Below are 19,945 nucleotides of genomic sequence, written 5' to 3' on the forward strand. Positions count from 1 at the left end.
ACAATGTCGCCGGCGGGGCAATGCTTTTAATCAAGCAAGCCTTGTTCGCGCATTTTCTTTTTTAATGTAAATCCGCCGCCCATGACAGCGCAAACAAGTACAATGCTGGCGATAATGCCTGCAGGGCTTTTTTCAGCGATAAAGACGCCGATCAGCATAATGCTGAAAACCGCTGCAAATGCAAATAATAGTAAAAGCCAATTCATTTTTTTCATAAATTCCATCCCCTTTTACGTCTTATATTAAGTTTACAGAAAAACGTGACGCTTTTAAAGAGGATGTGTGATATAATATGAAAGTTATCTAATTTTTTTAGGAGATGAAAAAGTGAAACTTCGAAATGATCTTCGCAACATCGCGATTATTGCCCACGTTGACCATGGGAAAACGACTCTAGTCGATCAGCTTTTACATCAGGCTGGTACGTTCCGTGCCAACGAACAGGTTGCTGAACGCGCAATGGACTCTAATGATCTTGAACGCGAACGCGGCATTACAATATTGGCGAAAAATACTGCGATTAACTATAAAGATACACGTATCAATATTTTGGACACCCCTGGACATGCAGACTTTGGGGGAGAAGTAGAACGGATTATGAAAATGGTTGACGGCGTAGTGCTTGTCGTTGACGCATATGAAGGCTGTATGCCTCAAACTCGTTTTGTTCTGAAAAAAGCTCTTGAGCAAAACCTGAACCCTGTTGTTGTTGTAAACAAAATTGACCGTGACTTTGCTCGTCCAGAGGAAGTTATCGATGAAGTTCTGGATCTGTTCATTGAGCTTGATGCCAATGAAGAGCAGCTCGAGTTCCCAGTGGTATATGCTTCCGCGATTAATGGAACAGCGAGTCTTGATCCGAAACAACAGGATGAAAACATGGAAGCTTTATATGAAACCATTATTAAGCATGTTCCGGCACCTGTTGATAATGCAGAGGAGCCGCTTCAATTCCAAGTTGCCCTTCTTGACTACAACGACTATGTAGGCCGTATCGGAATCGGACGCGTATTCCGCGGCACAATGAAAGTCGGACAGCAGGTTTCTCTTATGAAGCTTGACGGAACGGCAAAGTCATTCCGTGTTACAAAGATTTTTGGTTTCCAAGGCTTAAAGCGTGTGGAAATTGAAGAAGCAAAAGCGGGAGACCTCGTTGCGGTTTCCGGGATGGAAGATATCAACGTTGGTGAAACGGTATGTCCTGTAGACCATCAAGATCCGCTTCCGGTCCTTCGCATTGATGAGCCGACACTTCAAATGACATTTGTCGTGAATAACAGTCCGTTTGCAGGCCGTGAAGGCAAATATGTAACGGCCCGCAAAATCGAAGAGCGTCTTCAATCACAGCTTCAGACGGATGTGAGCTTGCGTGTTGAGCCAACAGCTTCTCCTGATGCTTGGGTTGTTTCAGGACGCGGTGAGCTGCACTTGTCAATTTTAATTGAAAATATGCGTCGTGAGGGCTATGAGCTTCAAGTGTCAAAACCTGAAGTTATTATCAAAGAAATCGACGGCGTACGCTGTGAGCCTGTTGAACGTGTGCAAATTGATGTTCCTGAAGAGCATACTGGCTCTGTAATGGAATCAATGGGTGCCCGCAAAGGCGAAATGGTTGATATGATCAACAACGGAAACGGCCAAGTCCGTCTCATCTTTACAGTTCCTTCCCGCGGATTGATCGGTTACTCTACAGAATTCCTATCATTAACACGCGGATTCGGTATTTTGAACCATACGTTTGACAGCTACCAGCCGATGCAGGCAGGCCAAGTCGGCGGACGCCGTCAAGGTGTACTTGTGTCAATGGAAAACGGAAAAGCAACATCATACGGTATTCAAGGAATTGAAGACCGCGGTGTCATCTTCGTTGAGCCGGGTACTGAAGTATACGAAGGAATGATCGTTGGAGAGCATAACCGTGACAACGACCTTGTTGTTAACGTCAGCAAAATGAAACAGCAAACAAACGTCCGTTCTGCGACAAAGGATCAGACAACTACAATTAAAAAAGCGCGCATCATGTCTCTTGAGGAGTCTCTAGAGTACTTAAACGAAGATGAATATTGTGAAGTAACACCTGAATCCATCCGTTTAAGAAAGAAGATCCTCAATAAGAACGAACGTGAAAAAGCAGCTAAAAAGAAAAAAACAGCAGGATTGTCTTAATCTCGTGCAGAATTTGAAAAGATAGAACCCGTACGTTTACAGGGGAGGGAATCTTTTTGAATGACGTAAGCGAACGCCTGTCGTTCTTCGCCGCTCTATATCAAGTAGACCGGCAGCCTGCGGCAGGCATGTGGCTGCTGTACGGCACGATTTTTGTGTTGGCCGTTATTGTATTTAAGCTTGGATTTGCTAAACGGCTTCCTGTATTAAAATCTGCAGTGGTGTATGTATTTTTGGCTTTGGGCTGCACTGTTTTGACTTTTTTAGGGGTGTTTTTGCCCGTGGCAGAAGGATTGGTCGTCGCTGCGCTGATTTTAATCATTTACAAAATCCGGCTGTATCAGTCGAAAAAAGGACAGTCTGCAAAATCATAAAAGACTCAGCTGAAAGCTGAGTCTTTTTTGTGTTCTGTATGGTTAAGCGGCCGCTTTATTTTTTGACTTTTTCTTTTTTCTGCTGTCCCGGGTGAAAAGTAAATTTTCCCGTTTTCAGCCGTTCCTCTGTTTTTTTGGCAATCCGATCGTGGCATTCCTGGCACATATATGTATGGATCGGGCGGTTTCGAAGCCGTTTCGCGATCAGGGTATCATCATCAATTGTTTCAATTTTATCGCAAATAGAACATTTGACCCTCATCATATCACCTCTTTCACTAACATGTATTATACCACGGATCAGAAGCTGTCCAAAATAAGAAAAAGCTAAAGCGCAAGGCTATAGCTTAGTCATTGTTGTTCTTTTTCATATGATGATCAGATTGATCGTTTTGTTCCTTCTCCATTTCCTGTTGCTGTTTTCTATTTAATTGGTCATTTTGCTGCTTTGTTTGCGGTTCATCTTCATTGTCAATCACATCGTTAGGCACTTCGGGAAGCACTCGGCCGACAATTGCAGCTAATTCATCCAGTATACCTGTTACCGGATGGCCCTCGCTGATTTCTCTGCTCATTTCGCGAAGGCGGCTGACCGTATCGGGATCAGCAATGACTACTGCGTTGGCGCCATATCGATCATTCTTTAGCGCCTGAGCTACAGAATATTTAATGGTTTCCACTTTGCTTCTGTCCAAAGTATCATCGACATCAATCCCAACAACAGCATAGCCTCCCAGCACAACGGCTGTTGCATCCTTGACGTCGGGGTTTTTTTCAGCAACGCTGACAAGATGCTTGGCAATATCCGTTCTTGTTCCATTGTCTTTTGTTTCTTGAGTTGTGTCCTTTACGTGAATCGGTTTAGTCTCCTGCTGTCTTGTTGATTCTTTTTCAACATTCTGGCCCTGTTTTCCTTGTTGATAGGCACAAGCGGACAGGATAAGTGTCAGCTGTATGATAATGAAAAGAATTCGCACTTGCGGGTTCCCTCCTTAAAATGCTTTCATTAATTTTATTGTTGAATTAACCTTCTATCTTTATGCACAAAAACATATATTTTAGCAGGCATTCACCTTTTTCATCAAAAGAGAAGCAGGAAGAACTTTGACCCTTATATCAGGAGGCTGAGACTTGAGTAAAATTTATGTGTTAGATACGAATGTGTTATTACAGGATCCTAACGCGATATTTTCTTTTGAAGAAAATGAGGTTGTCATCCCTGCTGTCGTTTTAGAAGAGGTTGATTCAAAAAAACGGTATATGGACGAAGTTGGGAGGAATGCAAGGCACGTATCTAAGCTAATCGATGCGCTAAGACAAAAGGGCAGGCTGCATGAGCATGTACCGCTTGACACCGGCGGCACACTGAGAATTGAACTGAATCATCGTTCGTTTCACCAGCTGCAAGAGATCTTTATTGAAAAGACGAACGATAATCGCATATTAGCCGTTGCGAAAAACTTAAGCCTCGAGGAAGAAACCAAGGAAAATGGCAGGCCGGTTATCCTTGTCAGTAAGGATGTACTGGTCAGGGTTAAAGCCGACGCAATCGGACTGCTTGCTGAAGATTTCTTGAATGACCGGGTTGTGGACAATGATGAAATGTACAGCGGCTATAAAGATTTATATATCAGCCAGCAGCTGTTCAGCTCTTTTTACGGGAAAAATCAAATTTCAGTAAACGATGTGAAACAGCATGCGTTTTATCCGAATCAGTTTGCTTTAATGAAGGATGAGCTAGGAGGGTCCTCCTCGGCAGTCGGAATTGCAGACAAAACCGGAACGGTATTAAAAAGACTCGTATTTGATGATGAACATATATGGGGAATCAGGCCGAAAAATGTACAGCAGACAATGGCATTAGAGCTTTTGCTGCGGGAAGATATTCCGCTTGTCACCCTGATCGGCAAAGCGGGAACCGGCAAAACGCTCTTAGCTTTGGCGGCAGGGCTATTACAGACAGAAGACTTGGGAATATATAAAAAGCTGGTCGTCGCAAGGCCGATTGTTCCTGTTGGCAAGGACATCGGGTATTTGCCAGGCGAAAAAGAGGAAAAGCTAAAGCCTTGGATGCAGCCGATTTTTGACAACTTAGAGTTTCTGTTTAATGCGAAAAAACCAGGGGAGCTTGATGCTATTTTGGCGGGAATTGGCTCAATTCAGGTAGAGGCGCTGACTTATATCAGAGGGAGAAGCATTCCAGATCAATTTATTATCATTGATGAAGCGCAAAATTTGACCAGGCATGAGGTGAAAACGTTGCTGACGAGAGTCGGTGAGGGCAGTAAAATTGTCTTAATGGGCGACCCTGAACAAATTGATCACCCATATTTAGACAGTCTGAACAATGGTTTGGCCTATGTGGTTGAGCGGTTTAAAGGACAACCCATCTCAGGCAGCGTGAAGCTGTTAAAAGGTGAGAGATCAGGTCTCGCCCAGCTTGCAGCTGATTTGCTGTAACACTTAAATGATTTCGATCTCTTTTACATCGGTAATCGGCTGTTTGTGATGAACCGGGTCTTCAAAGTAAATATGCACGGGGCCGCCTTCTTGAATCGGCTTGCCTGCCTCACTGAAATGGACAATACTGTTCAGAGCGGTTTCCAGAGAAACGGCGGCCTTTCCCGAACTTGTGACAAATACACATTGTGTCGCAGAGCTGTTCGGCTCAGCATTTTTCAGGACAGTCCCAAGTCTCATTGCGAAACTGCCGTTCATCAGTTTTTGCTTCTCATATTGCTTTTCCGTCTTTAATGTAGGCGGCGCGATTCGCCCCTCTCTGATGACGCGTTCCGGATCAAGGTCGGATTCATCCCCGGCTGATTGTAAATATGTGTCTTGACTGTCCCCTTTGCGGTCAAACGAAAATTTGCGATCATCAAAAATCCATACGCTTGGATCAATGGTAATTGGATATGTAACATTGCCTTTTACTTGGATAACGCTCATGATATGACCCCCTTCTCTCAAAATTATAAAAGTTTTCGCATGAATTGTCACTTTGTGTACAAATTATGTGTATTGAAATGCTGAGGGAACGAGGGTGTTTGCATGGTATGCCAGCATAATGATGAGCTTGAAGCCTTAGTGAAAAAGGCGAAAAAAGTAACGGACAAGGGGGAGGTAGCCAGCTATATTCCCGCCTTGGCAAAAGCTGATAAACACGACCTGTCAGTGGCGATTTATTATTCCAATAATGTTTGTCTGTCAGCAGGTGACGTAGAAAAAACATTTACGCTTCAAAGTATATCGAAAGTCCTTTCCCTTGCTTTGGTGTTAATGGAATACGGCAAAGATAAGGTCTTCAGTTATGTTGGACAGGAGCCGACCGGTGATCCGTTTAATTCAATTATCAAGCTCGAAACAGTGAATCCGAGCAAGCCGTTAAACCCTATGATTAATGCCGGGGCATTGGTAGTGACAAGTCTGATAAGGGGAAGAACGGTAAAAGAGAGACTTGATTATTTGCTTTCTTTTATCAGAAGGCTGACAAACAACCAAGAGATTACATACTGCCGGGAAGTGGCTGAATCTGAATACAGCACTTCAATGATTAATCGGGCGATGTGTTATTATATGAAGCAGTACGGCATTTTTGAAGATGATGTAGAGGCAGTAATGGATTTATATACGAAGCAATGCGCGATTGAGATGAACAGCTTGGATTTAGCGAAAATCGGATCTGTATTCGCATTGAACGGCAGACATCCAGAGACTGGGGAGCAGGTCATCTCAAAAGATGTCGCTAGAATTTGCAAAACGTTTATGGTGACGTGCGGAATGTACAATGCAAGCGGGGAATTCGCAATTAAGGTCGGAATTCCTGCGAAAAGCGGCGTATCCGGCGGGATAATGGGCATTTCGCCTTACGATTTCGGGATCGGCATATTCGGCCCCGCATTAGACGAAAAAGGGAACAGCATTGCAGGTGTAAAGCTTTTGGAAATAATGTCTGAGATGTACAGGCTGAGTATTTTTTAATTTATGTCATATGCTTAAATCCTCTTGCATTTTCTGTTGATACCCTTTATGATAAATAGAAGAATTAGGTACTCGCCTGGGGAACGGAGGGATACTTTTGGCTTCAGAGATGATAGTTGACCATCGGCAAAAAGCTTTTGAACTCTTAAAAGTGGACGCTGAGAAGATTTTGAAGCTGATCCGAGTACAAATGGATAACTTAACGATGCCTCAATGTCCTCTATATGAAGAGGTTTTAGATACTCAAATGTTCGGGCTTTCGAGGGAAATCGATTTTGCTGTCCGCCTGGGATTGGTTGATGAAAAAGACGGTAAAGACCTTTTATACACATTGGAGCGCGAATTGTCTGCTTTGCATGACGCGTTTACAGCTAAATAAATGATAAAACTCAAACTTATTAACAGTTTGGGTTTTTTTATAACCGCTATTTTTCTCTCATCTCATAAAAGACGGTCTTTTTTTACACATTCCTTCCGAATCGTATAGAGATTCTTCGTCTCGTTTGATAAATTGTAGTAAAATAAAAAAGATAAATACATAAAAACCATAGATAATGGAAGTTAGAAGCAGGGAAGAGGATGTTATGTTAAAAAAAATGCTAAAATCTTATGATTACTCACTGATATTCGCAATCGTTTTATTATGCGGATTCGGTTTAGTGATGGTATACAGCTCAAGCATGATTACGGCTGTCTCCCGGTATGGAGTAAGCAGTAATTTTTTCTTCATGCGGCAGCTGTTTGCTTTAATTGCGGGTGGCGCTCTATTTATTCTCATGGCGTTGTTTCCTTATAAAGCACTGGCCCATCAAAAGTTTCAGAAGGGGATACTGCTTGTATCTGTTCTTGCGCTTATCTCACTGTTTGTTTTCGGGCATGTTGCCGGAAACGCGCAGAGCTGGTTTAAAATCGGCGGAATGAGTATTCAGCCGGGGGAGTTTGTGAAACTGGTCGTGATTTTATACCTTGCAGCCGTATATGCAAAAAAACAAAGTTATATCGACCATCTGTTAACGGGAGTAGCCCCTCCGGTAGTCATGACGCTTATAATTTGTGGGTTAATTGCCATGCAGCCAGATTTCGGTACAGCCATGATTATAGGGTTAATTGCGACGTGCATGATCTTGTGCTCCGGCTTCAGCGGAAAGACGCTGGTGAGGCTTGTGATACTGGGCGGAATTGTTTTCATTTTAGTCAGCCCTATTATCTATTTGAATCAGGACAAAATTTTAACTGAAGGCCGTTTAGCGCGTTTTGAGAGTCTTGAAGACCCATTTAAGTATGCAAATTCATCAGGTTTGCAAGTGATCAATTCTTATTATGCGATCAGCTCAGGCGGCATTTTCGGCCTGGGGCTCGGTGAAAGTATCCAAAAATACGGATATCTGCCTGAATCACACACTGACTTTATTATGGCTGTCATTGCTGAAGAGCTCGGCATTTTTGGGGTATTGTTTGTGATTTTCTTATTGGGTTTTGTCGTCATAAAAGGTTTTTATATTGCCAGAAAATGCGAGGACCCGTTTGGAAGTCTTCTGGCGATCGGCATTTCAAGCATGATTGCCATCCAGTCGTTTATTAACCTTGGCGGTGTCAGCGGATTAATTCCGATTACAGGGGTTACGCTGCCATTTATCAGTTACGGGGGCTCTTCTTTGGTGCTGCTGCTGGGGAGTATGGGGATATTAGCGAATATCAGCATGTTTGTGAAATATTCAGAGAATAAGAAAAAGAAAGAGCCCTTGGCGCCGAAGGGAATGAAAAAGAAACAGCTCAAAAAAACTGTTTATCTGTAAAAAACAAGTGTGTACAGGGGAAGGATATTCCGCTATGATAGATTATATTCCATTCGGGTAAGGGGGAGAAAAGTTTGTCTCAGCAATCGATACAAAAAGTATTAGTAGCAAACAGGGGAGAAATTGCAATCCGAATATTCCGGGCGTGTACCGAGTTGAATATTCGTACAGTTGCGGTCTATTCAAAAGAAGATTCCGGTTCCTACCATCGGTACAAAGCGGATGAAGCATACTTGGTCGGTGAAGGGAAAAAACCGATTGATGCTTACCTGGATATTGAAGGTATCATTGATATTGCGAAAAGAAACAAAGTCGATGCAATTCATCCGGGATACGGTTTCTTATCTGAAAATATTCATTTTGCGAGACGATGTGAAGAAGAAGGCATCGTATTCATAGGGCCAAAATCCGAGCATCTCGATATGTTTGGTGACAAGGTAAAAGCGCGTGAGCAGGCAGAAAAAGCGGGAATCCCCGTGATTCCGGGAAGCGACGGTCCTGCCGAAACGCTTGAAGCCGTCGAACAATTTGGACAAGCTAACGGTTATCCGATCATCATTAAAGCCTCGCTTGGCGGCGGCGGCCGCGGTATGCGGATTGTCAGATCTGAAAGTGAAGTTAAAGAAGCATATGAGCGTGCTAAATCAGAGGCGAAAGCAGCCTTTGGCAATGATGAAGTTTATGTAGAAAAATTAATTGAGAATCCGAAACATATTGAGGTTCAGGTCATTGGAGACAAGCAGGGCAATGTCGTCCATCTTTTTGAGAGGGATTGCTCCGTTCAAAGACGCCATCAAAAAGTCATTGAAGTGGCGCCGAGTGTCTCGCTGTCACCTGAATTAAGGGACCAAATTTGTGAGGCTGCAGTTGCGCTTGCCAAAAATGTAAACTATATAAATGCGGGGACGGTCGAATTCCTTGTTGCAAACAACGAGTTCTACTTTATTGAAGTAAATCCTCGCGTACAAGTTGAACACACGATAACAGAAATGATTACTGGTGTCGATATTGTTCAAACTCAGATCCTTGTTGCCCAAGGGCACAGCCTTCACAGCAAAAAAGTAAATATTCCTGAGCAAAAGGACATTTTTACAATCGGCTATGCCATTCAGTCACGGGTTACGACTGAGGATCCGCAAAATGATTTCATGCCTGATACAGGAAAAATCATGGCTTACCGCTCAGGCGGCGGTTTTGGTGTCCGTCTTGATACCGGAAACAGCTTCCAGGGCGCCGTGATCACACCATACTATGATTCACTTCTCGTTAAGCTTTCAACTTGGGCTTTAACGTTTGAACAGGCAGCTGCCAAAATGGTGCGAAACCTTCAGGAGTTTAGAATCAGAGGCATAAAAACGAACATTCCGTTCCTTGAGAACGTTGCAAAGCATGAGAAGTTCCTGACAGGGCAATATGATACATCTTTCATTGATACAACGCCTGAATTATTTAATTTCCCTAAACAAAAAGACCGCGGAACGAAAATGCTCACTTACATCGGCAATGTGACAGTGAACGGCTTCCCTGGAATCGGGAAAAAAGAAAAACCGGCGTTTGACAAACCGTTAGGCGTAAAGGTAGACGTTGATCAGCAGCCTGCCAGAGGAACAAAGCAAATTCTCGATGAAAAAGGTGCAGAAGGGCTTGCAAATTGGGTTAAGGAGCAGAAATCTGTCCTTTTAACTGATACGACATTCAGGGATGCCCACCAATCGTTATTGGCAACTAGAATCAGATCGCATGATTTGAAAAAAATCGCAAATCCGACGGCTGCGTTATGGCCTGAACTATTCAGTATGGAAATGTGGGGAGGCGCGACCTTCGATGTAGCCTACCGATTCCTGAAAGAAGATCCGTGGAAACGTTTGGAAGATCTTCGCAAAGAAGTGCCGAATACCTTATTCCAGATGTTGCTTCGCTCATCAAATGCGGTCGGCTATACGAATTATCCGGACAATGTGATTAAAGAATTTGTGAAGCAATCAGCTCAATCCGGTATTGATGTGTTTCGTATTTTCGACAGCTTAAACTGGGTAAAAGGGATGACGTTAGCCATTGATGCTGTTAGGGATACCGGCAAAGTGGCAGAAGCTGCGATTTGTTATACGGGAGATATCCTTGACAAGAACCGGACGAAGTACGACCTTGCATATTATACATCGATGGCGAAGGAGCTTGAGGCGGCCGGAGCCCATATTCTCGGGATTAAAGATATGGCAGGGCTGTTAAAACCGCAGGCTGCATATGAGCTCGTTTCTGCGTTGAAAGAAACGATCGACATTCCGGTTCACCTTCATACGCATGATACGAGCGGAAACGGTATTTATATGTATGCGAAAGCTGTTGAAGCCGGCGTTGATATCATAGACGTGGCGGTCAGCTCAATGGCGGGATTAACGTCACAGCCTAGCGCGAGCGGATTTTATCATGCGATGGAAGGCAACGACCGCCGTCCGGAAATGAATGTCCAAGGCGTTGAATTGCTGTCCCAATATTGGGAGTCGGTGCGTAAATATTATAGTGAATTTGAAAGCGGAATGAAGTCTCCGCATACTGAAATTTATGAACACGAAATGCCAGGGGGCCAATACAGCAACCTGCAGCAGCAAGCCAAGGGAGTAGGCCTTGGCGACCGCTGGAACGAAGTCAAGGAAATGTACAGACGCGTGAACGATATGTTCGGTGACATCGTCAAGGTAACGCCTTCCTCAAAAGTAGTCGGAGATATGGCACTCTACATGGTGCAAAACAATCTGACTGAAAAAGACGTTTACGAAAAAGGTGAATCTTTAGATTTCCCTGATTCTGTCGTGGAGCTTTTTAAAGGAAATATCGGCCAGCCTCATGGCGGATTCCCAGAAAAACTGCAAAAGCTGATCTTAAAAGGGCAGGAGCCGATTACAGTCAGACCGGGCGAACTGCTTGAGCCGGTGTCATTTGAAGCGATCAAACAGGAATTTAAAGAGCAGCATAACTTGGAAATTTCAGATCAGGATGCTGTGGCATATGCCCTTTATCCTAAAGTCTTCACTGATTATGTGAAAACGACAGAAAGCTATGGAGACATCTCGGTATTAGATACACCGACATTCTTCTACGGTATGACATTAGGTGAAGAGATAGAAGTTGAAATTGAGCGCGGCAAAACGCTGATCGTTAAGCTGATTTCAATCGGTGAGCCTCAGCCTGATGCCACCCGCGTCGTTTATTTCGAACTCAACGGGCAGCCGCGTGAAGTAGTCATTAAAGATGAAAGCATTAAGTCTTCCGTTCAGGAAAGGCTGAAAGCAGACCGGACAAATCCAAGCCACATCGCAGCTTCCATGCCTGGAACAGTTATTAAGGTATTGGCTGAAGCAGGCACAAAAGTCAATAAAGGTGATCATTTGATGATTAATGAAGCGATGAAAATGGAAACAACGGTTCAGGCGCCTTTCTCAGGAACAATCAAGCAGGTTCATGTGAAAAATGGTGAGCCGATCCAAACGGGAGATCTGCTCCTTGAAATTGAAAAAGCATAAAAAACAAAGAGTGTATATCAATGATATACACTCTTGTTTTTTATATAGAAAATGTGGAGTGAAACAGATGGTTAGAAGAGATATAAGGGGACTTCAGAGATTATAGAGTACTGTCACAAGCCCAAAATAAAAAGAGGCTTATACAGCCAATATTTTAGATGCTTTGTAGTATGCCGTGCATATTTCTTTAAGCACTATCTGATTTAAAAGGCTTTAATACTTATGTTCGCGAGCTATAGATCCATATGAAATTTCTATAATCACGATGAGAAAGGGGACAGACCGAAGTGAGCCGCTCACTGATCATCAAGTTCGGCGAAGGCTGGCGATTGAAACGCATAAAGCGCCAAAAAACAAGACATAAAAAAGACCAAAGCCGCCTAAGGCTTTGGTCTTGAGTCCTTATGATTGCCTGGATTCATAACGGAAACGAGCAATCAATAATAAGAAGTAGCATAGAACGCCAAACAGACAGGCAATAAAGAACGAGTGGGCAAGTGCAAAGCCCAGAGCCAGTTCAGAGTATACGATCATAATACCGGACAGTGCCTGTAATGTAATGAAAATAAGACATGAGATCCATCCCCAAAAGATCTGTTTTTGATCTTTATAGGAAGTAATAGCATGAACAGCGGCAACAATAATCCATACAAATAAAAGTAAGGCTGCTGCTCTGTGGCCCATTTGCACCCATTCATGGAATTGGGTCGGAAGTCCATTGTTCAGCGGGCTGCACAGCGGCACATTAGGACATGCCAGACTTGATTCAGTGTGTCTTACATATGCGCCTGTATACACAACGATATAGGAATATATTAAAATTCCTATCATGTGAAATTGCATCTTTTTGCCGATTTGAAGCGGCTTAACCAGTGTTCTGACTGATTTATCAGCTTCAAATATGAGCAATGTTAAAATAAGCACTGAAGCAAAAGAAATTAATGAGATGCCGAAGTGAAGCGCCATAATCAGCGCGTTCGAACCGAATACGACAGCCAATGCGCCAAGCAATGCCTGAAGAAATAAAAAGATAATTGACATGATCGCGAGAAACGTTGTTTCACGAAAAATCGGCGTGATTTTTCTCCATGACCAAAACGCAAGGCTTAGCACAAGGATAATAGAGATTCCGCTTGCGAATCGGTGGCTCCATTCAATAATTGAAGCCGGATTCAGTTCAGGGAAAAAACGGCCGTGACACAGCGGCCACTGTCTGCCGCATCCTTGGCCGGAACCTGTTTTTGTAACGAGGGCACCCCCGATTAAAACAATTAGCATGACAAATGTCGTCAGAACACCGAGAGCTTTTAATGCTTTATTCATACAATATTCACCTTCTTAACATACTGCTGCAATTTTATATACGTTCCAAGTGTAAGCGAATATGTGTTTTGTGGCAATTCCCAGAGCCTTTTGTTCACAAAAATATAATAGAATGACGGCTTCTGGAAAATGTACACTTGATTATTCATGCCGGGTCTGATAGAAATAAGGTAAACGCAATGCCGATTTGGAGATTGCCTTCATCTTTGGTAAAATTCATAAAAAGTTCACAAATAAATTCCTGTTTGTCGTTTAATATTTAATAGGATGTTTTTTTACAAGATGTTATCTTGTATGATAGAGTTGCAGGTTATTTTATTCTCCTGCGTTAGGTTTGTAAGGGAGGTTTACGTTATGGCTAACTCCAGAATCTTAAATGATACAGCTATAGACGGACAAATTGAAGAAACAACGGCATGGAAAGATTTTCTGTCCCTTATTAAAATAGGGATCGTCAATTCTAACCTCATCACGACTTTCACTGGAATGTGGCTTGCACTGCATATATCCGGTTTAAGTTTTTTAGGCAATATAAACACCGTTCTTCTTACGTTAATCGGGTCTTCACTGATTATTGCGGGCTCCTGCGCGATCAATAACTGGTATGACCGGGACATTGACCATCTTATGGAGCGTACGAAAGTAAGACCGACGGTTACGGGTAAAATTCAGCCGAGTCAGGCGTTATGGTCTGGAATTTTGCTGGTTGCTTTAGGATTGATCATGCTGCTGATGACAACTGTCATGGCTGCTGTTATCGGTTTTATCGGAGTCTTTACGTATGTTGTATTGTACACAATGTGGACGAAACGCCGCTATACGATTAACACAGTAGTAGGAAGCGTTTCCGGTGCAGTGCCGCCGCTTATTGGATGGACGGCAGTGGAAGGGAATATCGGTGTCGTAGCATGGGTGTTATTCATGATTTTATTTATTTGGCAGATTCCTCACTTCTTAGCATTGGCTATTAAGAAAACTGAGGATTACAGAGCTGCAAATATTCCGATGCTTCCTGTCGTATACGGATTTGAAGTGACAAAAAGACAAATTATTGTGTGGGTTGCGTGCCTGATGCCGCTTCCGTTTTTCCTTGGTAGCCTGGGTCTTCCGATTGTCATTCTCGGCTTGCTGTTAAATATCGGCTGGCTGATTCTTGGCTTAATGGGATTCCGCTCCAAGAATATCATGAAGTGGGCAACGCAGATGTTCGTTTACTCGCTTAACTACATGACAATCTATTTCGTTGCCATGGTTGTCTTGACGCTTTTCTAAAAAATAGATATGATGCTTGTTTTATCGCTTCAAAATAAACGATGACAACTAGTAAATGCCGCCTTGACCTCTTGTTTAATCAGGCGGCTTTACTTTTATACATAGATGGCATTTTGAGTAAAAAAACTCATAATTTAAGAGAAGAGGAAATGTAAGTGCTTTATTGGTGATAGGTTGGATGGCGATAGATTTCGATCCGCTTTCCGCCTTTGTATTGACCAGAAAAGGGGTTGGGTGAAATGGTAAAGCATTGGCGTCTTATTTTATTATTAGCCTTAGTGCCGCTTCTATTAAGCGGATGTGGAAAACCTTTTTTATCCACGCTCAAGCCTGCTGGCGAGGTGGCTGATAAACAGTATGACCTGACAGTGCTCAGCACATTGATTATGGTGGTTGTTGTTGCAGTAGTATCTGTTATCTTCTTTTATGTGATTGTGAGATTCAGAAGATCACGGGTCGGTGAGAACACGATACCGAAACAGGTAGAGGGGAATAAATTTTTAGAAATCACATGGACCGTGATCCCGATTTTGCTGCTCATTATTCTTGTGATTCCTGTTGTATTATATACGCTGGAGCTAGCGGACACATCACCAATGGATAAAAAAGGCCGCAAAGCTGAGGATGCTCTTGTAGTCAATGTTAGGGCAAATTTATACTGGTGGGAGTTTGAGTACCCTGATTACGGCATTATCACAAGCCAGGAGCTGATTGTACCGACAGATCAGCGTGTATATTTTAATTTAAAAGCCTCTGATGTAAAACATTCCTTCTGGATTCCTTCAGTTGGAGGAAAACTTGATACGAATACGGATAATGAAAATAAGTTCTTCCTGACATTTGATTCAAAACGAAGCAAAGAGGCAGGAGATATGTTTTTTGGGAAGTGTGCAGAGCTTTGCGGCCCTTCACATGCGCTGATGGATTTTAAGGTGAAGACGATGTCTGCAAAAGAATTTCAGGGCTGGACAAAAGAAATGAAGAACTATAAGTCTACAGCAGAGAGCGATTTGGCTAAGCAGGGTGAAGAACTGTTTAAAGAGAAAAACTGCCTGAGCTGCCATGCGGTAGAGCCGAATGATAAGCGTGCAGAAGCCGCTAGAACGGCACCTAACTTGGCGACCTTCGGTGAAAGGACAAAAGTGGCAGGGGTGAAAGAGGCCAACAAAGAAAATGTGAAGGCTTGGCTGAAGGACCCTGACAGCATAAAGCCGGGGAACAAAATGACAGGCACATATCCAAAGCTCTCAGACAGCGAAACAAATGCGCTTTATGAATACTTAAAAGGCTTAAAAGCGGAAAGCAAGTAGGGAAGAAAGGGAGATATTGGGGGAGGTCACATATGTTGAATGCGCTTACAGAAAAGCGGACGCGCGGATCTATGCTTTGGGATTATTTGACGACGGTGGACCATAAAAAAATCGCAATTCTTTATTTAGTGGCAGGGGGATTCTTCTTTCTTGTCGGGGGAATTGAAGCGATGTTTATCAGAATTCAGCTTGCAAAGCCGGAAAATGCGTTTCTCAGTGCTCAAGCGTACAATGAAGTAATGACTATGCACGGAACGACGATGATCTTTCTGGCTGCGATGCCGCTCTTATTTGCCTTGATGAATGCGGTTGTGCCTTTGCAGATCGGGGCTCGGGACGTTTCGTTTCCATTTTTAAACGCGCTTGGTTTTTGGCTCTTCTTTTTCGGGGGCATTTTCTTAAATCTAAGCTGGTTTTTGGGCGGAGCGCCAGATGCGGGCTGGACATCATATGCCTCACTTTCGCTTCATTCTAAAGGGCACGGCATAGACTTTTTCGTCCTCGGACTCCAAATATCGGGGCTCGGGACGCTGATAGCCGGGATTAACTTTTTGGCCACGATTATCAACATGAGGGCTCCGGGCATGACGTATATGAGGCTGCCTTTGTTTACATGGACGACATTTGTGGCCTCGGCATTGATTTTGTTCGCGTTTCCGCCGCTTACGGTTGGATTGGCTCTCATGATGCTGGATCGGCTGTTCGGAACCAATTTCTTTAATCCGGAGCTTGGCGGAAATACGGTCATTTGGGAACATTTATTTTGGATCTTCGGCCACCCGGAGGTTTATATCCTAATTTTGCCTGCATTCGGTATTTTTTCTGAGGTCATCCCTGTGTTCGCCAGAAAGCGTTTGTTTGGCTATTCTTCAATGGTTTTTGCAATCGTGCTCATTGGCTTTCTGGGCTTTATGGTTTGGGTGCACCACATGTTCACGACTGGTCTCGGCCCGATTGCAAATGCGATTTTTGCGGTTGCAACAATGGCTATCGCGATTCCGACCGGGATTAAGATTTTTAACTGGCTGTTGACGATTTGGGGAGGAAATGTGAAGTATACAACCGCTATGCTGTATGCTGTCTCATTTATTCCATCCTTTGTGCTCGGCGGTGTGACGGGAGTCATGCTGGCAGCTGCTGCGGCTGATTATCAGTTTCATGATACGTATTTTGTGGTTGCGCACTTCCACTACGTCATTATTGGCGGCGTTGTATTCGGCCTTTTAGCCGGTGTTCATTTCTGGTGGCCGAAAATGTTCGGTAAAATTCTGCATGAAACGATGGGGAAAATTTCATTTGTATTGTTTTTTATCGGCTTTCACCTCACGTTTTTCATTCAGCATTTTGTCGGCTTAATGGGGATGCCGCGCCGGGTTTATACGTTTTTGCCAGGACAGGGTCTGGAAACCGGCAACTTGATCAGTACAATCGGGGCGTTTTTTATGGCGGCAGCTGTTATTCTTCTGCTGGTCAATGTCATATGGACATCGGTAAAAGGTGAATATGTAGGTGCTGATCCATGGCATGACGGACGTACGCTGGAATGGACCGTTTCTTCACCGCCGCCGGAGTATAACTTTAAACAGCTTCCTTTTGTCAGAGGACTTGATCCGCTTTGGATCGAGAAGCAGGCAGGGCACAAATCAATGACGCCGGCGGAACCGGTTGATGATATTCATATGCCAAACGGCTCAATCCTGCCGCTCATCATTTCCTTCGGCCTTTTTGTCGCAGCGTTCGGGCTGCTGTACAGAAGTGATTACGCTTGGGGCCTGCCGGTGATCTTTATCGGGCTCGGCATCACATTTATTACGATGCTGCTTCGTTCAGTAATTGATGATCACGGCTATCATATTCATAAAGAGGAACTGCCGAACGATGATAAAGGGGTGAAGGCATAATGCAAGTTCAAGAAAAATTCACCGCAGAAACCTTTCCAGCTTCTCCTGAAAAAGTAACCCTGGAAGGGAAAAATAAATTTTTAGGCTTTTGGCTTTTTCTTGGCGGAGAGACTGTTCTGTTTGCGTCTCTCTTCGCCACGTTTCTTGCGCTTCGGAATTCAAATGCCGGTGATCCGCCTACGACGGAAATGTTCGATGTGACACTTGTATTCATTGCCACAATGCTTCTATTAACGAGCAGTTTAACGAGTGTGTACGCGATGTACCACATGAAGAACTTTTCCTTCGGCAAGATGCAGCTTTGGCTGGGAATTACGATTTTATTGGGGGCGGGCTTTTTAGGACTGGAAATCTATGAGTTCAAGCATTACACCCATGAATTTGGCTTTACCATCACAAGCTCTGCCCTTGGTTCTGCGTTTTACACGCTTGTCGGTACACACGGCGCCCACGTGGCATTTGGGCTTATGTGGATCAGCACGCTTATGATCCGCAATGCCAAGAGAGGGCTGAATCTGTATACGGCGCCTAAGTTTTACGTTGCCAGCCTTTATTGGCACTTTATTGATGTCGTGTGGGTCTTCATCTTTACCGTTGTATATTTAATGGGGATGGTGGGATAAACATGGTCGATAAAAAAAGCAGAGGGCATATCAATAGCGACCTTGAATTTAAGAAAAAAAAGCATGCCCGGGAGATGAAATATCAAGTCCTGTCTTTTGGTTTAATGATCGGTCTTACGATTGTTGCATTTCTGACTGTGGCCACGGACGGTGTCGGCAGCTGGTTTACGATTCCTTTCATTATTTTGCTAGCTGCAATTCAAGTCATTTTTCAGCTGTATTATTTCATGCATATGAATCAGAAAGGGCATGAGGCGCCGGCACTGTTTTTGTATTCAGGGGTGTTTGTCGCGTTTATCACTGTGCTTGCGTTTGTGACAATTATATGGTGGTAATTTGAACAGCCGCCGGAGGTGAAGAAATGAATCAGTTGGAGATATTTGGGTTTCGCGCGATGTGGAGCCCTTATCTTTTTTGTATCCTGTTAGGCATTACGGCGCTTTATCTCTATTTTTACAGGCGAATGTCTTCAAAGCCGAATCGAATAACTGGTAAAGAGATGGTGTGCTTTCTGTCGGCGATGCTGTTTTTATATGCAGCCGAGGGAAGCCCGGTTGATCTGCTCGGACATATTATGTTCAGTGCGCATATGGTGCAGATGGCCGTCCTGTATTTGGTTGTCCCGCCGCTGTTAATCGCGGGGATTCCTGCATGGCTCTGGGAAAAAATCATTTTCAGGCCTTCAATCAAACCGGTTTTTTCCTTTTTTACGACGCCTTTAATTGCTTTGCTTTTGTTTAACGGCATTTTTTCTTTATATCATGTACCGCTTATATTTGATACTGTCAAAACAGATCCGTTTTACCATACATTAATCACTTGGCTTATCTTTGTGCTTGCGTTCTTCATGTGGTGGCCGCTTGTTCATAAGGTTGAGCGTCTACGGCAGCTCAGCGGCTTGATGAAGCTGGGTTATATTATGGCGGACGGTATGCTGCTCACACCTGCTTGCGCCTTGATCATGTTCAGCGGTGCACCGTTATACGCCACCTATACAGATCCGGCTTTATGGGCTGAGGCAATGAGGCTTTGCGTGCCAGCGGATATGATGGGGCAGGTCCCATTAACAGGGCCAGAGATGTTGAATACACTGCCTTTGTTAGAGGATCAGCAGCTCGGAGCAGTCATGATGAAAATCATTCAGGAAATTGTGTACGGTACTTTTTTGGCCGTTATTTTTTTCCAATGGGTGAAGAAAGAAAGGGAAAAGGACGGGCAGGAGGAGCCGCCGTATATTCAGCAGACGATATCATAAAAGGTACAGCGAAATATGCTGTACCTTTTCGTTACATTTGAACTGTTTTTAACATGTTGGCTATGTCCTGAATCAGTGCCTTGCTTTTTGTCACAACCTGTACGGGAAACTCTTCCGTTTCTCCATATTCTACTCCATGAGGGTAGTAATGCTTTCCTAGGAGAGGGGACATTAATTGAATCACGGCGCGCCCGCTTCCGACATCGCCTTCTGCCGCAATACCTTGTATCCGCAGGTAAAACGTACCCTCAATCGTCGAAAACTTCTTGTCATAGGTGACTCTCTCGTAATCCCATTGACCCGCTCTGATAAGACCTTTGCTTTCCATTAAGTCGTCTAGCCAGCTGAGCTCAGCCTTAACCCCTTCAAGTCCGCTTTCAGTAAACTTCAACACTGACCCCTCCTTATAAAAATTACCTTTCC

General features: G+C 43.8%; 19 protein-coding genes. 13 read left to right on the forward strand and 6 right to left on the reverse strand.

The features are described from left to right. Nucleotides 1–26: 26 nt before the first annotated feature. Nucleotides 27–215, reverse strand: a complete 189-nt coding sequence (ylaF, locus tag BSU_14760; protein ID NP_389359.1) for a hypothetical protein — start codon at nt 213–215, stop codon at nt 27–29. 112 nt (nt 216–327) lie between these two features. Here ylaF and bipA point away from each other — a divergent pair, with 112 nt between their 5' ends. Together bipA and ylaH are read left to right on the forward strand one after the other, a co-directional pair. Beyond that, entirely contained in the window at nt 328–2,166 is a 1,839-nt protein-coding gene (gene bipA, locus BSU_14770; RefSeq protein ID NP_389360.1) for a ribosome-associated GTPase, read from the forward strand. 56 nt (nt 2,167–2,222) lie between these two features. Further along, nucleotides 2,223–2,540, forward strand: coding sequence for a conserved membrane protein of unkown function (gene ylaH / locus BSU_14780; protein NP_389361.1), 318 nt, complete (start codon nt 2,223–2,225; stop codon nt 2,538–2,540). Nucleotides 2,541–2,595: 55 nt separating this feature from the next. Here the strand turns inward: ylaH and ylaI are convergent, their stop codons facing one another. Both ylaI and ylaJ read right to left on the reverse strand, forming a co-directional pair. After that, nucleotides 2,596–2,805, reverse strand: coding sequence for a hypothetical protein (ylaI, locus tag BSU_14790; protein ID NP_389362.1), 210 nt, complete (start codon nt 2,803–2,805; stop codon nt 2,596–2,598). A gap of 82 nt (nt 2,806–2,887) precedes the next feature. Further along, a complete protein-coding gene (gene ylaJ / locus BSU_14800) occupies nt 2,888–3,517 on the reverse strand; it encodes a putative germination lipoprotein (RefSeq protein NP_389363.1) in 630 nt (209 codons plus the stop codon). A gap of 154 nt (nt 3,518–3,671) precedes the next feature. Here ylaJ and ylaK point away from each other — a divergent pair, with 154 nt between their 5' ends. Then, on the forward strand, nt 3,672–5,000 hold the full coding sequence (gene ylaK / locus BSU_14810) for a putative phosphate starvation inducible protein (protein NP_389364.1): 1,329 nt from the start codon (nt 3,672–3,674) through the stop codon (nt 4,998–5,000). Between the two features lie 3 nt (nt 5,001–5,003). Here ylaK and ylaL read toward each other — a convergent pair whose 3' ends face one another. After that, complete coding sequence (gene ylaL, locus BSU_14820; RefSeq protein NP_389365.1) at nt 5,004–5,489, reverse strand: hypothetical protein; 486 nt, start codon at nt 5,487–5,489, stop codon at nt 5,004–5,006. Nucleotides 5,490–5,591: 102 nt separating this feature from the next. Between ylaL and glsB the strand changes: the two genes are divergently transcribed. From glsB to pycA, 4 genes are all read left to right on the forward strand, one after another. Further along, on the forward strand, nt 5,592–6,521 hold the full coding sequence (gene glsB, locus BSU_14830; RefSeq protein NP_389366.1) for an L-glutamine amidohydrolase; glutaminase: 930 nt from the start codon (nt 5,592–5,594) through the stop codon (nt 6,519–6,521). 97 nt (nt 6,522–6,618) lie between these two features. Further along, the gene (ylaN, locus tag BSU_14840) at nt 6,619–6,900 is read left to right on the forward strand and encodes a hypothetical protein (RefSeq protein ID NP_389367.1); all 282 of its coding nucleotides are present in this window, start codon (nt 6,619–6,621) and stop codon (nt 6,898–6,900) included. A gap of 205 nt (nt 6,901–7,105) precedes the next feature. Beyond that, complete coding sequence (gene ftsW, locus BSU_14850) at nt 7,106–8,317, forward strand: cell-division protein; transporter of lipid-linked cell wall precursors (RefSeq protein ID NP_389368.1); 1,212 nt, start codon at nt 7,106–7,108, stop codon at nt 8,315–8,317. Nucleotides 8,318–8,391: 74 nt separating this feature from the next. Next, nucleotides 8,392–11,838 carry a pyruvate carboxylase gene (gene pycA / locus BSU_14860; protein ID NP_389369.1) on the forward strand — a complete coding sequence of 1,149 codons (3,447 nt, stop codon included), beginning with the start codon at nt 8,392–8,394 and terminating at the stop codon, nt 11,836–11,838. A 402-nt stretch (nt 11,839–12,240) separates the two neighbouring features. Here the strand turns inward: pycA and ctaA are convergent, their stop codons facing one another. After that, on the reverse strand, nt 12,241–13,161 hold the full coding sequence (gene ctaA / locus BSU_14870) for a heme-A synthase (protein ID NP_389370.1): 921 nt from the start codon (nt 13,159–13,161) through the stop codon (nt 12,241–12,243). Between the two features lie 354 nt (nt 13,162–13,515). Here ctaA and ctaB point away from each other — a divergent pair, with 354 nt between their 5' ends. The 6 genes from ctaB to ctaG all read left to right on the forward strand — a co-directional run bounded on the left by ctaB (nt 13,516) and on the right by ctaG (nt 19,522). After that, nucleotides 13,516–14,433: a protoheme IX farnesyltransferase 2 gene (ctaB, locus tag BSU_14880; protein NP_389371.1), complete on the forward strand. Its 918-nt coding sequence runs from the start codon at nt 13,516–13,518 to the stop codon at nt 14,431–14,433. A gap of 239 nt (nt 14,434–14,672) precedes the next feature. After that, nucleotides 14,673–15,743 (forward strand): cytochrome caa3 oxidase (subunit II), encoded by a 1,071-nt coding sequence (ctaC, locus tag BSU_14890; protein ID NP_389372.1) that lies wholly within the window; start codon nt 14,673–14,675, stop codon nt 15,741–15,743. Between the two features lie 32 nt (nt 15,744–15,775). Then, a complete protein-coding gene (gene ctaD / locus BSU_14900; RefSeq protein NP_389373.2) occupies nt 15,776–17,644 on the forward strand; it encodes a cytochrome caa3 oxidase (subunit I) in 1,869 nt (622 codons plus the stop codon). After that, nucleotides 17,644–18,267, forward strand: coding sequence for a cytochrome caa3 oxidase (subunit III) (gene ctaE / locus BSU_14910; protein ID NP_389374.1), 624 nt, complete (start codon nt 17,644–17,646; stop codon nt 18,265–18,267). Before ctaD ends, ctaE begins: the two co-directional genes overlap by 1 nt. Nucleotides 18,268–18,269: 2 nt before the next feature. Continuing rightward, the gene (ctaF, locus tag BSU_14920; protein ID NP_389375.1) at nt 18,270–18,602 is read left to right on the forward strand and encodes a cytochrome caa3 oxidase (subunit IV); all 333 of its coding nucleotides are present in this window, start codon (nt 18,270–18,272) and stop codon (nt 18,600–18,602) included. Nucleotides 18,603–18,628: 26 nt separating this feature from the next. Continuing rightward, a complete protein-coding gene (ctaG, locus tag BSU_14930; protein ID NP_389376.1) occupies nt 18,629–19,522 on the forward strand; it encodes a cytochrome aa(3) assembly factor in 894 nt (297 codons plus the stop codon). 31 nt (nt 19,523–19,553) lie between these two features. On the opposite strand, the gene ylbA is transcribed toward ctaG, so the two are convergent. Next, entirely contained in the window at nt 19,554–19,916 is a 363-nt protein-coding gene (gene ylbA / locus BSU_14940) for a hypothetical protein (RefSeq protein ID NP_389377.1), read from the reverse strand. Nucleotides 19,917–19,945 lie beyond the last annotated feature (29 nt).

The sequence above is a fragment of the Bacillus subtilis subsp. subtilis str. 168 genome, assembly GCF_000009045.1.
Lineage (GTDB): Bacteria > Bacillota > Bacilli > Bacillales > Bacillaceae > Bacillus > Bacillus subtilis.

Excerpts from the sequence above, each read along its gene's own strand:
- ylaF (NP_389359.1), bottom strand. The coding sequence starts at position 215 with ATGAAAAAAATGAATTGGCTTTTACTATTATTTGCATTTGCAGCGGTT.
- ylaI (NP_389362.1), bottom strand. The coding sequence starts at position 2,805 with ATGATGAGGGTCAAATGTTCTATTTGCGATAAAATTGAAACAATTGAT.
- ylaL (NP_389365.1), bottom strand. The coding sequence starts at position 5,489 with ATGAGCGTTATCCAAGTAAAAGGCAATGTTACATATCCAATTACCATT.
- glsB (NP_389366.1), top strand. The coding sequence starts at position 5,592 with ATGGTATGCCAGCATAATGATGAGCTTGAAGCCTTAGTGAAAAAGGCG.
- ftsW (NP_389368.1), top strand. The coding sequence starts at position 7,106 with ATGTTAAAAAAAATGCTAAAATCTTATGATTACTCACTGATATTCGCA.
- ctaA (NP_389370.1), bottom strand. The coding sequence starts at position 13,161 with ATGAATAAAGCATTAAAAGCTCTCGGTGTTCTGACGACATTTGTCATG.
- ctaB (NP_389371.1), top strand. The coding sequence starts at position 13,516 with ATGGCTAACTCCAGAATCTTAAATGATACAGCTATAGACGGACAAATT.
- ctaC (NP_389372.1), top strand. The coding sequence starts at position 14,673 with ATGGTAAAGCATTGGCGTCTTATTTTATTATTAGCCTTAGTGCCGCTT.
- ctaD (NP_389373.2), top strand. The coding sequence starts at position 15,776 with ATGTTGAATGCGCTTACAGAAAAGCGGACGCGCGGATCTATGCTTTGG.
- ctaE (NP_389374.1), top strand. The coding sequence starts at position 17,644 with ATGCAAGTTCAAGAAAAATTCACCGCAGAAACCTTTCCAGCTTCTCCT.
- ctaF (NP_389375.1), top strand. The coding sequence starts at position 18,270 with ATGGTCGATAAAAAAAGCAGAGGGCATATCAATAGCGACCTTGAATTT.
- ctaG (NP_389376.1), top strand. The coding sequence starts at position 18,629 with ATGAATCAGTTGGAGATATTTGGGTTTCGCGCGATGTGGAGCCCTTAT.